The organism is Streptomyces sp. NPDC001406, from assembly GCF_042895285.1.
Lineage (GTDB): Bacteria > Actinomycetota > Actinomycetes > Streptomycetales > Streptomycetaceae > Streptomyces.
In genome coordinates this window covers 270,807-282,825 of the sequence record NZ_JBIAWG010000006.1, presented here as the reverse complement: position 1 = coordinate 282,825, position 12,019 = coordinate 270,807, and the positions used below count along the sequence as shown (strand labels likewise).

The 12,019-nt window shown below is 71.4% G+C and carries 9 protein-coding genes; 6 read left to right on the top strand and 3 right to left on the bottom strand.

Features of this window, described 5'->3' with window-relative positions; translation table 11 throughout:
- The first annotated feature begins 28 nt into the window (after positions 1-28).
- Both ACFY1J_RS16735 and ACFY1J_RS16730 read left to right on the top strand, forming a co-directional pair.
- The gene (locus ACFY1J_RS16735; protein WP_390731401.1) at positions 29-2,206 is read left to right on the top strand and encodes a 3-hydroxyacyl-CoA dehydrogenase NAD-binding domain-containing protein; all 2,178 of its coding nucleotides are present in this window, start codon (positions 29-31) and stop codon (positions 2,204-2,206) included.
- A gap of 165 nt (positions 2,207-2,371) precedes the next feature.
- A complete protein-coding gene (locus ACFY1J_RS16730; protein ID WP_390705528.1) occupies positions 2,372-3,706 on the top strand; it encodes a glycoside hydrolase domain-containing protein in 1,335 nt (444 codons plus the stop codon).
- Between the two features lie 21 nt (positions 3,707-3,727).
- Here ACFY1J_RS16730 and ACFY1J_RS16725 read toward each other — a convergent pair whose 3' ends face one another.
- Positions 3,728-4,441 (bottom strand): MerR family transcriptional regulator, encoded by a 714-nt coding sequence (locus tag ACFY1J_RS16725; RefSeq protein WP_390705529.1) that lies wholly within the window; start codon positions 4,439-4,441, stop codon positions 3,728-3,730.
- Between the two features lie 246 nt (positions 4,442-4,687).
- Between ACFY1J_RS16725 and ACFY1J_RS16720 the strand changes: the two genes are divergently transcribed.
- Together ACFY1J_RS16720 and ACFY1J_RS16715 are read left to right on the top strand one after the other, a co-directional pair.
- Entirely contained in the window at positions 4,688-5,176 is a 489-nt protein-coding gene (locus ACFY1J_RS16720; RefSeq protein WP_390705530.1) for a macro domain-containing protein, read from the top strand.
- Positions 5,173-6,090: an adenosine kinase gene (locus tag ACFY1J_RS16715; RefSeq protein ID WP_390731400.1), complete on the top strand. Its 918-nt coding sequence runs from the start codon at positions 5,173-5,175 to the stop codon at positions 6,088-6,090. The genes ACFY1J_RS16720 and ACFY1J_RS16715 overlap by 4 nt, the downstream gene beginning before the upstream one ends.
- A gap of 256 nt (positions 6,091-6,346) precedes the next feature.
- Here ACFY1J_RS16715 and ACFY1J_RS16710 read toward each other — a convergent pair whose 3' ends face one another.
- Positions 6,347-7,840 carry a M1 family metallopeptidase gene (locus ACFY1J_RS16710; protein ID WP_390705532.1) on the bottom strand — a complete coding sequence of 498 codons (1,494 nt, stop codon included), beginning with the start codon at positions 7,838-7,840 and terminating at the stop codon, positions 6,347-6,349.
- A 181-nt stretch (positions 7,841-8,021) separates the two neighbouring features.
- Between ACFY1J_RS16710 and ACFY1J_RS16705 the strand changes: the two genes are divergently transcribed.
- Positions 8,022-9,971, top strand: coding sequence for a Xaa-Pro dipeptidyl-peptidase (locus ACFY1J_RS16705; RefSeq protein ID WP_390731399.1), 1,950 nt, complete (start codon positions 8,022-8,024; stop codon positions 9,969-9,971).
- Positions 9,972-9,976: 5 nt separating this feature from the next.
- Here the strand turns inward: ACFY1J_RS16705 and ACFY1J_RS16700 are convergent, their stop codons facing one another.
- Entirely contained in the window at positions 9,977-10,897 is a 921-nt protein-coding gene (locus ACFY1J_RS16700; RefSeq protein ID WP_390731497.1) for an NAD(P)/FAD-dependent oxidoreductase, read from the bottom strand.
- Between the two features lie 90 nt (positions 10,898-10,987).
- Here ACFY1J_RS16700 and ACFY1J_RS16695 point away from each other — a divergent pair, with 90 nt between their 5' ends.
- Positions 10,988-12,016 carry an oxidoreductase gene (locus ACFY1J_RS16695; protein WP_390705534.1) on the top strand — a complete coding sequence of 343 codons (1,029 nt, stop codon included), beginning with the start codon at positions 10,988-10,990 and terminating at the stop codon, positions 12,014-12,016.
- The last annotated feature ends 3 nt before the right edge of the window (positions 12,017-12,019 follow it).

Genomic DNA, 12,019 nt, shown 5'->3' with positions numbered 1-12,019 from the left:
ACTTCAGACCTCAACGGAGACCCCTGACATGACCGAGAGCACCACCATCCGCTGGGAACAGGACGACACCGGCGTCGTCACCCTCGTCCTCGACGACCCCAACCAGTCCGCGAACACCATGAACGCGGCCTTCCGCGACTCGCTCGCCGCGATCACGGACCGCCTGGAGGCGGAGCAGGACTCCATCCGCGGCATCATCTTCACCTCCGCCAAGAAGACCTTCTTCGCGGGCGGCGACCTGCGCGACCTCATCCGCGTCACCCCCGAAACCGCCCAGGACCTGCTCGACGGCGGCCTCGCCATCAAGCGCAACCTGCGCCGCATCGAGACCCTGGGCAAGCCGGTCGTCGCGGCGATCAACGGCGCGGCCCTGGGCGGCGGCTTCGAGCTCGCCCTCGCCTGCCACCACCGCGTCGCCCTCGACACCCCCGGCACCAAGATCGGCTGCCCCGAGGTCACCCTCGGCCTGCTCCCCGGCGGCGGCGGAGTCGTGCGCACCGTACGCCTGCTGGGCATCGCCGACGCGCTGCTGAAGGTCCTCCTCCAGGGCACGCAGTACAACGCGCGGCGCGCCCAGGACAACGGTCTCGTCCACGAGTTGGCCGCAACGCCCGAGGAACTGCTCGCCAAGGCCCGCGCCTTCATCGACGCCAACCCCGAGTCGCAGCAGCCCTGGGACAAGCCGGGCTACCGGATTCCGGGCGGCACCCCGGCCAACCCGAAGTTCGCGGCCAACCTGCCCGCCTTCCCGGCCACCCTGCGCAAGCAGACGGGCGGCGCGCCCTACCCGGCCCCGCGCAACATCCTCGCGGCCGCCGTCGAGGGCTCCCAGGTCGACTTCGAGACCGCCCAGGTCATCGAGGCCCGCTACTTCGTCGAGCTGGCGGCGGGCCAGACCTCGAAGAACATGATCCAGGCGTTCTTCTTCGACCTCCAGGCCGTCAACTCCGGCGCCAACCGCCCCAAGGGCATCGAGGCGCGCAAGGTCCGCAAGGTCGCCGTCCTCGGCGCCGGCATGATGGGCGCGGGCATCGCCTACTCGTGCGCCCGCGCGGGCATCGACGTCGTCCTGAAGGATGTGTCGGCCGAGGCGGCGCGGAAGGGCAAGGGCTACTCCGAGAAGCTGTGCGCCAAGGCCGTCGCCAAGGGCCGTACCAGCCAGGAGAAGGCCGACGCGCTGCTCGCCCGCATCACGCCCACCGCCGACGCGGCCGACCTCGCCGGCTGCGACGCGGTCATCGAGGCCGTCTTCGAGGACACGACCCTCAAGCACAAGGTGTTCCAGGAGATCGAGAGCGTCGTCGCCCCCGACGCGCTGCTCTGCTCCAACACCTCCACCCTGCCCATCACCGCCCTCGCCGAAGGCGTGGAGCGCCAGGCCGACTTCATCGGACTGCACTTCTTCTCGCCCGTCGACAAGATGCCGCTCGTCGAGATCATCAAGGGCGAGCGCACCGGCGACGAGGCCCTTGCGCGCGCCTTCGACCTGGTCCGGCAGATCAACAAGACGCCCATCGTCGTCAACGACTCCCGCGGCTTCTTCACCTCGCGGGTGATCGGCCACTTCATCAACGAGGGTGTCGCGATGGTCGGCGAGGGCATCGAGCCCGCGTCGGTCGAGCAGGCGGCCGCCCAGGCCGGCTACCCGGCCAAGGTGCTCTCCCTGATGGACGAGCTGACCCTGACCCTGCCGCGCAAGATCCGCAACGAGTCGAAGCGGGCCGTCGAGGAGGCGGGCGGCACCTGGCAGGCGCACCCCGCCGAGGCCGTCATCGACCGCATGGTCGACGAGTTCGGGCGCCCCGGACGCAGCGGCGGCGCGGGCTTCTACGAGTACGGCGAGGACGGCAAGCGGGCCGGGCTGTGGCCGGGGCTGCGCGAGCACTTCACCGAGCCCGGACACCAGATCCCGTTCCGGGACATGCAGGAGCGCATGCTCTTCTCCGAGGCGCTCGACACCGTCCGGCTCCTCGAAGAGGGCGTCCTGACGTCCGTCGCCGACGCCAACATCGGCTCCATCTTCGGCATCGGCTTCCCGGGCTGGACCGGCGGTGTGCTCCAGTACATCAACGGCTACGAGGGAGGGGTCGCCGGTTTCGTGGCACGCGCCTGTGAACTCGCCGAGCGCTACGGCGAGCGGTTCCAGCCGCCCGCCCTGCTGGTCGAGAAGGCGGAGCGGGGGGAGACCTTCACCGACGCGCGCTGAGCAAGTCCTCGGGTGACACGGCCGCGCCCGCGCCCTGCCGGAGCTCCGGCAGGGCGCGGGCGCGCATCGTAATGGGTGAACTTCTTGCACGCCTGTGGACAGCGGGGACTTGGGGACGCGAACGTGAGGGCGAGCGAACTCGGCCATACCGCTCAGGGGGGTCCCATGCCGTACTCACGCTCTGCCCTGCGAAGATTCCTCGCCGTCGCCTCGGCCTGCCTCCTCGGCGGCGCCTCTGCACTCGCGGTCGCTCCCGTCGCCGCGGCCGAACCGGCCACGCCGGTCGGCTATCCGGCGGGAGCGACCGCCACCCGCTACTCGGGGCTCGCCTTCGACGCCTGCACGGCCCCGCCGCTCACCACCGTGCAGGCCTGGAACGCCTCGCCCTACCGCGCCCTCGGCGTCTATGTCTCCGGCGTCAACCGTACGTGCGCCCAGCCGCAGCTGACCGCGTCCTGGGTGGCCTCCGTGACCGGGCTGAAGTGGCGCCTGCTGCCCATACACAAGGGCCTGCAACCGCCGTGCGGGGCACGGCCGTCCGACGCCAAGATCAGCACGAGCCCGGCCACGGCCCGCTCGCAGGGCACCGCGGCAGCCACGGAGGCGATCGCCGCGGCCAAGGCCCTCGGCATGCTGCCCGGCAGCGCCCTCTACAACGACATCGAGCACTACGACCAGACCGACGGCACCTGCCGCACGGCCGTCCTGACCTATGTCTCCGCCTGGACCAAGGAACTCCACCGGCTCGGCTATGTCTCCGGCGTCTATATGAACCTCAACCTGGGCGCCCGCCAACTCGCCGACGTCTACACGTCCACGGCCTACGCACGCCCGGACGCCCTGTGGATCGCGCGCTACGACAGCGTCGACTCCCTCAAGGGCTGGGCCGGCATCGCCGACTCCAAGTGGGCCGTCCACCAGCGCGCCAAGCAGTTCCGCGGCGGCCACGACGAGACCTACGGGGGAGTGACCCTCAACATCGACACCGACCGGCTCGACGCGCCCGTCGCCACGGTGGCGTACCCGTACAAGGTGACCAGCACGACCCCGCTCAACGCCCGCACCGGGCCCGCGACCAGCTACCCCGTCACCGCGACCTACGCCCCCGGCGCGACCCTGAAGGTCGTCTGCCAGACGCCCGGCACCAAGGTCGGCACCACGTCCGTGTGGGACAGGCTCACCAACGGCGGCTATGTCTCGGACCGTTACGTCAGTACCCCCTCCGGCACCGGCTACAGCGCGCCGCTGCCCCGCTGCGCCTACCCGTACCAGGTGACCGCCCCGGCAGGCGTGACCGAGCGCAGCGGCCCCGGCGTGGGGTACTCCGCGGTCGGCACCTCGCCCGGCGGAGCCCTGGCGTGGGTCACCTGCCAGCGGTCCGGTTCGACGGTCGGCACCACCAGGATCTGGGACCGGCTCGACAACGGCCACTATGTGTCGGACCACTATGTGGCCACGCCCAGCAGTACCTCGTACAGCAAGCCCGTGCCGCGCTGCTGAGCCGCGCGACGGGCCGGAGGGTCACGGGGCTGCGTCTGCCTGCGCGTCGTCGAGCCACAGGCGCAGCTCCTGCTTCAAAGACCGCTGGAACGTGGTCAGCAGCCCCTGCACCACCAGCGGCTGCATATGGGCGGACAGCGACCGCACATGCCGCGCGTCCCGCTCCGAGACCTCGTCGCGCAGCAGTTGCGACAGCTCGTGGGCGGCCGCGCGCGAGTGCTCCAGGAGCACCTTCCGCGCGGCGAGGATGGCCTCCTGGGACAGCGGTACGTCCAGCAGCTCGACGCCGAGCCGCAGCTGTCCGAGGTCCACGCGGTACGCGTCACCGGCCCGCTCGACGACGTCCATCGCCACGAGCCGGTCCAGGTCGCCCTCGTCCAGGGACCGCCCCGCCCGCCGCTCCAGTTCCTCGCGCGACAGTGTCTCCGCCGCGTCCGGGGCCCACGAGGAGACCACGGCCCGGTGCACGGCGAGTTCGTGCGCGGTCAGGTCCGGCGGCAGCTGCCGCAGATACCGCTCGATCGCGGCCAGCGTCATGCCCTGGTGCTGCAACTCCTCGATCAGCGCCAGGCGCGCCAGATGCTCCCGGCCGTAGTGACCCACCCGGCGCGGACCGATCACCGGCGGCGGCAGCAGTCCCCTGGTGCCGTAGAAGCGGACCGTGCGGACCGTGACGCCCGCCCGGGCGGCCAGTTCGTCGATGGTGAGGGTCGGCTCCTCGGTGTCGGTCGTCATGTGCAGCAGTATTGCTGTCTCACCAATGCTGTGACACCTCTTCCCGAGGTCTGACCGGAGTGTGAGCCGCGGGTGACCGCGATGTGAGAAGAGCCGCTCTGTGACGTCTGGTCACCCGGCCGCACTTCCGCCTCAAGGGCAGCCCCGGCACGGAGATCGCCACGATCGCCTTCCTGCTGGTCTGCCTCGGAACTCACGAAGTAGCAGGTCACGGCCACTGTCAGTGGCATCGCCTACGGTGGCGTCATGTCGGAGATCACATATGTCCGGGGTGACGCCACCGTGCCGTCGGTCAAGGGCGTCAAAGTGATCGCCCACGTCTGCAACGACATCGGGGGATGGGGAAAGGGCTTCGTCCTGGCGCTCTCGCGCCGCTGGCCGGAGCCCGAGGCGGAGTACCGCGCATGGCACCGCCACCGCGCGTCGAACGACTTCGGGCTGGGCGCGATACAACTTGTGCGGGCCGAGCGGTACGTCTGGGTGGCCAACATGATCGGCCAGCGGGGCACCCGAACGGGCAGCAAGGGCGCCCCGGTGCGATACGAGGCCATCGACACGGCACTCGCCCGGCTCGCCGACGAAGTGATCGAACTCGGCGCGTCCGTGCACATGCCCCGCATAGGCTGCGGTCTGGCAGGCGGGAAGTGGTCCCGGATCGAGCCGCTGATCACGGAGCGGCTGGTGCGGCGCGGGATCGCGGTGACGGTGTACGACCACGGGGAGGGCGGGGGATGAGCGACGGGATCGACGTCCTGGTGCTGGGCGGCGCGGGCGTGGACACGATCGTGTACGTCCCCGAACTGCCGCTCCCGTACGCCGACAGCTACATGATCGACTCCGGGATCCGCACCCGCGCCGGACAGACCGGCGACTTCGTCGCGGTGGGCCTGAGCGCGCTGGGCCTGCGCACCCATCACCTCGACCTGCTCGGTGACGACCCCGAGGGCGAACTCGTCCGCGCGCTGCACCGGGAGCGCGGGATCCCGCTCACCGCGATCCCGCAGCCGGCCGGCACCAAGCGCGCGGTGAATCTGGTCGGCCCGGACGGCCGCCGGCTCTCCCTCTACGACACCAGCCGGGCCCTCGCCGACGACCGCTTCCCGGAGCGGACGGTCCGGGACCTCGCCGCGGCGAGCCGGCACGTCCACGTGGCCATCACCCACCCGTGCGCCCACACCCTGCCCGCACTGCGCGAGACCGGCGTCTCCGTCTCGACCGACCTGCACGACTGGGACGGCGAGAACCCCTACCACGAGCCCTTCGCCCACGCGGCGGACATCGTCTTCCTCTCGGCGACGGCCCTCACCGACCCCGAGCGGACGATGCGCCGCATCGCCGACCGGGGCAGGGCCGAGCTGGTCGTCGCCACCGCCGGGGCCGAGGGCGCGTACCTGCTGTCCGACGGCGAGCTGAGCCACATACCGACGGTGACACCACCCGCGCCGGTGGTGGACACCAACGGCGCGGGCGACGCCTTCGCCGCCGCCTTCCTCTTCGCCCACCTCGACGGGGAGCCACCCCGGCGCAGCGCCCTGTACGGGACGGTGGCCGGGGCGTACGCCTGCACGGTGCCGTCGACGGAGACGGCCGCGATCGGCCGAGACCAACTGCTGGACCGGGTGGCGGAGCTGGTCTCGGCCGAGGTGTGAGCCACGGGGCCGCGTCCGCAGGCATCGGGCCGGCGCACCGGGTGACGTCCTCGGCCGGGGCCGGGTGAGCCGCCTGGCCCCGGCGCCATGTCCCTCCAGTGTCTCGGCCGGCGTGCGCCTCGATCGTCGCCTGCCGGGCGGCGCCCGTCTGGACGGTCGGGCGGAGTCCCCGTCGGCCCGCCGTGGCAGGTGACGTCCTCGGACGGGGCCGGGGTGACCCGTCCGGTCCTGGCCCCGGCCCCGTACCTCCGGTGTCTCAGCCTCCGTGGGCCTCGTTCGTCGCCTCGATCTTCTTCCAGGACTTGGGCTGGACGGGGGCCGCCGCGGGCTCGGCGACGACCGCGGAGCGGGCCGCGGCGGCTGTCGGCTTCGTCGGCTGGAACAGCCAGGTGTCGAACAGGGCGGACAGCGGCTTGCCGGAGACCTTCTCGGCGTACGTCCGGAAGTCGGCCACGGACGCGTTGCCGTACGCGTGCTCCTTCGGCCAGCCCTTCAGGATGGCGAAGAACGCGTCGTCACCGACCTCGTTGCGCAGCGCCTGGACGGCCAGCGCACCCCGGTCGTAGACGGCGATGTCGAACTGGTCGTCCGGTCCCGGGTCACCGGGCTCGACGGACCAGAAGGCGTCGTCGGCGGGGTGTGAGGCGTACACATAGTCGGCGAGCTGTTGCGTGGTGCCCTCGCCCTCGTGCTCCGACCACAGCCACTGCGCGTACCGCGCGAAGCCCTCGTTGATCCAGATGTCCTTCCAGCCCTTCAGCGACACGTCGTCGCCGTACCACTGGTGTGCCAGCTCGTGCACGACCACTGAGGTGTTGGAGCCGTTCGCGAACTGGCGCGGGCTGTAGTACACGCGGGTCTGGGTCTCCAGCGCGAACCCGGTGGTGGTGTTGGGGACATACCCGCCGGCCGAACCGAAGGGGTACGGCCCGAAGTAGCCGCTGAGCCAGTCGACGATCTCCCCGGTCCGTTCCACGCTCGCCCGCGCCGCCCCGTCGTTGTCCCCGAGGTCCTTGCTGTACGCGTTGACGACGGGGACCCCGCCCTCGGAGGTGCCCGTCGTGATGTCGAACTTCCCGACCGCCAACGTGGCCAGATAGGTCGCCTGCGGCTTGTTCTCACGCCAGTTGTAGCGGGTCCAGCCCAGCCTCGAACTGCTCGACTGGAGCGTGCCGTTGGAGATGGCCTGGGTGCCGTCCGGCACGGCCACCGACACGTCGTAGGTCGCCTTGTCCAGCGGGTGGTCGTTGCTCGGGAACCACCACCAGGCCGCCTCGGGCTCGTCGGCCGCGATCGCGCCGTCGGGCGTGCGGTGCCAGGTGTTGAAGCCGTACGCGCTCTTCGTCGACGGCACCCCGCTGTAACGGACCACCACGGTGATCGGCGTGCCCTTCGCCAGCGGGTTCTTCGGCGTGATCACCAGCTCGTGCTGGCCGGAGGCGGCGAAGCCGGCCTTGGCGCCGTTGACCCGCACCTCGCTCACGTCCAGCAGGAAGTCCAGATCGAAGCTGGACAGCTCCTGCGTGGTCCTCGCCTGGATCGTCGCCGTACCCGCCAGCTCGTCCGTGGCCGGCTGGTACGTCAGCCGGAGGTCGTAGTGGGAGACGTCGTAACCGCCGTTTCCGTAGTTCGGGTAATAGGGATCGCCGATGCCCGGTGCGCCGGGAGCGGAACTTGCGGCCGATGCCGGGATCGCCAGCAGGAGAGAGGCCGCCGCGAGCGCGCCCGGCGCGAAGATTCTGCGGTGCACGAGAACTCCAAGTCGTAGGGGCACGAAGTCTGTTCGGAGCCTATTCAGACCCTGTGGCCCCTGACCTGTCCACAGCCCCTCGTGTCACACGATCGCCATCCGGCCGACATGAGCCACCCGGTCCCGACGTTCACTCAGCTGCCCTCTTCTGCACGGGAGTTGACCGGGGTACCGTCCGCGCATGCCGAAACGCACGCGCTTCACGATCTGGAGATCGCTCGCGACCCTGGCCGTCGCGGCCCTGATGGCCGCCTTCCTCACCCCCGTGGCCGCCCAGGCCGCCCGGCGCGAGAGCCGGCCCGTCTACTCGTACGCCCATGCCATCCGTGAGGCCGTCTGGGTGGACACCGGCCTCGACGGGGACGGCGACGGCAGGACGGACCGCGTCGCCGCCGACATCGTCCGGCCGGCCGAACCCGCCCGGCAGGGCCGCAAGGTGCCGGTCATCATGGACGCCAGCCCGTACTACTCCTGCTGCGGGCGCGGCAACGAGAGCCAGAAGAAGACGTACGACGCGAGCGGCCGCGTCGTGCGGATGCCGCTCTTCTACGACAACTACTTCGTGCCCCGCGGCTACGCCTTCGTCGGCGTCGACCTGGCCGGTACCAACCGCTCCGACGGCTGTGTCGACATCGGCGGCCGCTCCGACATCGGGTCCGCGAAGGCCGTGATCGACTGGCTGAACGGCCGCGCCAAGGGCTACACCAGCCGCACCGGCACCACCACGGTCAAGGCCACCTGGACCAACGGGAAGACCGGGATGATCGGCAAGAGCTGGGACGGCACCATCGCCAACGGCGTCGCCGCCACCGGCGTCAAGGGCCTGAGGACCATCGTCCCGATCAGCGCCATCTCCTCCTGGTACGACTACTACTTCGCCAAGGGCGCACCGCTGTACGACTCCGGCCCGGACTGGCTGTCCGACGCCGTCGAGAGCGCCGACGCCCGAGCCCACTGCGCCGCCGTACAGAAGAAGCTCGTCGACGGCGCCCCGCGCACGGGTGACTGGACCGGTCTGTGGACCGAACGCGACTACGTCAAGAACGCGTCCAAGGTGAAGGCCAGCGTGTTCCTCGTGCACGGCATGCAGGACCTCAACGTCCGCACCAAGCACTTCGGCCAGTGGTGGGACGCCCTCGCCAGGCACGGCGTCGAACGGAAGATCTGGCTCTCTCAGACCGGCCATGTCGACCCCTTCGACTACCGGCGCGGGGCCTGGGTCGACACCCTGCACCGCTGGTTCGACCACGAGCTCCTCGGCTACGCCAACGGCATCGACCGTGAGCCGATGGCCGACATCGAACGCCACCCGGACCAGTGGGTCACCTCCACGGTCTGGCCGCCGCGCGACACGCAGGGCACAACCCTGCGCCCGGCCGCCGGCAGCCGGGCGGGCGTCGGCACGCTCGGCCTGCGCCGGGGACAGGGAACCGAGACCTTCACCGACAACCCGGCCCTGAGCGAGACCGACTGGGCCGCCCGGATCGGCACGGCCACCCCCGAGAAGGCCGGTTTCCTCACCGAGCCGCTCACCCGGGACCTGCGCCTGTCCGGCTCGTCCAAGGTCACCGTGACCGCCACGCCGACCACCTCGACGGCCCATCTCTCCGCGGTCCTCGTCGACCTCGGCCCCGGCACCATCCGGGACTACGCGGACGACGGCGAGGGCATCACCACCCTCACCGACCGCACCTGCTGGGGCGCGAGCACGACCGGGGACAGCGCCTGCTTCAAGGCGACGAAGGCGAGGACGAAGGCCGTCGACTACACGGTGTTCAGCCGCGGCTGGGCCGACCTCGGCAACTACGCCGACACCGGCAAGGGCGTCCCGCTCACGCCGGGCAAGGCGTACACCATCACGCTCGACCTGGCGGCCACCGACCATGTCGTCCCCAAGGGCCACCGGCTGGCGCTGATCGTCGCGGGCACGGACAAGGACCTCATCGACCCGCCGTCGACCACCCCGACGCTCACCGTCGACCTGGCCCGCACGTCGGCCAGGCTGCCGCTGGTGGGCGGTCCCGCGGCGTTCACCCGGGCGACCTCGGGCACCGCGTCCACCGCTCCCGCACCCACGTCCCTGGAAGGCGTCCGCTCACCCCGTACGATCCAGCGCCTCCCCGGCAACTGACCGGCTCAGGCGGCCGCGCCCGCCAGCGCGGCCGCCTCCCGGGCGCAGCCCCAGGCCACGGTGACGCCGGCGCCGCCGTGGCCGTAGTGGTGGACCAACGCCCGTTCGTCCGGCAGCGGCAGGCGCTCCAGCCGTACCGCGATGCGTGCCGGGCGCAGCCCCACGCGATGGGCCAGCACCCTCGCCCCGGCGATCTCCGGCCGGACCGCGGCACACCGGGCGATGATCCCCGCGGCCACGGCCGGGTCCGGCTCCAGCGACCACGCGTCGTCCTCCGCCGTACCGCCCAGGATCAGCCCGCCCGGCTGGGGAAAGAAGTACGTGGAGGTGTCCGAGGAGTGATCGACGGAGGTGAACCAGGTCGTGACGCCCGGGTTCTCCACCACGACCAGCTGACCGCGCACCGGCCGCACCTCCGGATCCGGTACGAGCTCACGGGCCCCCAGACCGGTGCAGTTGACCACGACCGGCGCGGGCACCCGGGCCAGATCGGTCACCACCCGCTCCTCGACCGTGCCGCCCGCCTTCAGCAACCGCGCCCGCAGCCACGCCAGATGGGCCGGCATGTCGATCAACGGCAGCCGTGCCGCCAGACCTTCGCCGTCGTCCGCGGTGCGCAGCCCCGGCACCCGCGCCGCCCAGGGGCCCAGCTCGTCCAGACGCAGCCCGCGGTGTACGCCCTCGACCATGCGTACGCCGGTCTCCTCCGGGCGCGTCGCCAGGTCCTCGTACTCGGCAAGGGATTCGAGGGCCCAGCGGCCGACGAGCGGTTCCGGTTCGATGCGGTACGGCCACCACAGCGCGCCGGCGACCGCCGAGGTCGTGCGCTCGGCCGGGTCCCGGTTCCACACCCGTACCCGGACGCCGTTCTCGGCCAGCACCACGGCCGTGGTCAGCCCGACGACCCCGCCGCCGACCACGATCACGCCATCACTTCGCTCATGCTCCACGCGAGGACGTTAGCGAAATATGTCATGCCGCGCTCACATGCGTCCCACTCTGGGAATACTCACAGCATGTCTGCCGCATACGTGTCCTTCGGCCTGGCACCGGCGATGCGCGCCGGCGGTGTGCTCGCCGACGGCGGCTACCAGGTCCACCGGGACTTCGTGGACTTCATCGTCGACGGACGTCCGCTGCTGTTCCAGCTGTCCGACCTGGACGCCGTCTCGCCGCTCGCCTCCGACGTCCCGCCCGCGATCTTCACCGCGCAGGTCCGCAGCCTGCTCCTGGAGAGCGAGGCGCCCCTGCCCGACGGCCGCTACGTCGTCTACGGCTGCCCCGAGTGCGAGGACCTGGCCTGCGGTGCGGTCACCGCCGTCATCGAGCGGGACGGCGACGACTACATCTGGCGGGACTTCGCCTGGCAGAGCGAGGACCATGCCGACCTGGAGCTCAACGGCTATCACGGCATAGGGCCCTTCCGCTTCCACGGCGACGAGTACCGCGCGGCCCTCGGCGCCCTCCTCGACGACGCCGACGCGCAGGCCCAGCCCCGCCGCCGGGTGCTGCTGATCGGCGCCCGCGTCGCGCTCCTCGCCAAGCTCGCCGCCGCCCTGCGCACCATCGGCATCGGCGCCGACATCACCCAGGACGCCACGGGCGTTCCCGAGGAGGAACTGCGCGCGTACGGCGCCGTCGCCTTCGGCCGGGCGATCGGTGAGGCGCAACGGGCCGCCGTACGCCGGGCGTTCGAGCGCGCCCGCGTCGACGTGGCCTATGTCGACGGGCTCGCCCCGATCGTCCCCCTGCTCGTCGCGCAGATCGAGCACGCCCTGGACCGCCGCCCCGTGGCACAGCGCAGGCTGACCCGCCTGGTGGCGGCTGACGGCGAGGCGGGCATCGAGGTCACCTCGCCCTGCCGGGTCCGTCTCACGGCGTACCGCCTCGACCGGCTCTACCGCACCCACACCCGGGAGGTCTTCGACGGAGTCCTGGAGGCCGGCCTGCACCGCATCGCCCTGGACGCCAAGGCGGTCAAGGGGGAGTCCTTCGTCGTGGCCCGGACCTCGGGGAGCGTGCTGGTGGAGGCGATGGCCCGCTGACCG

Bases quoted from the DNA above. Each gene is read 5' to 3' on its own strand.
- ACFY1J_RS16735 (WP_390731401.1), top strand. From the start codon at position 29: ATGACCGAGAGCACCACCATCCGCTGGGAACAGGACGACACCGGCGTC.
- ACFY1J_RS16730 (WP_390705528.1), top strand. From the start codon at position 2,372: ATGCCGTACTCACGCTCTGCCCTGCGAAGATTCCTCGCCGTCGCCTCG.
- ACFY1J_RS16725 (WP_390705529.1), bottom strand. From the start codon at position 4,441: ATGACGACCGACACCGAGGAGCCGACCCTCACCATCGACGAACTGGCC.
- ACFY1J_RS16720 (WP_390705530.1), top strand. From the start codon at position 4,688: ATGTCGGAGATCACATATGTCCGGGGTGACGCCACCGTGCCGTCGGTC.
- ACFY1J_RS16715 (WP_390731400.1), top strand. From the start codon at position 5,173: ATGAGCGACGGGATCGACGTCCTGGTGCTGGGCGGCGCGGGCGTGGAC.
- ACFY1J_RS16705 (WP_390731399.1), top strand. From the start codon at position 8,022: ATGCCGAAACGCACGCGCTTCACGATCTGGAGATCGCTCGCGACCCTG.
- ACFY1J_RS16695 (WP_390705534.1), top strand. From the start codon at position 10,988: ATGTCTGCCGCATACGTGTCCTTCGGCCTGGCACCGGCGATGCGCGCC.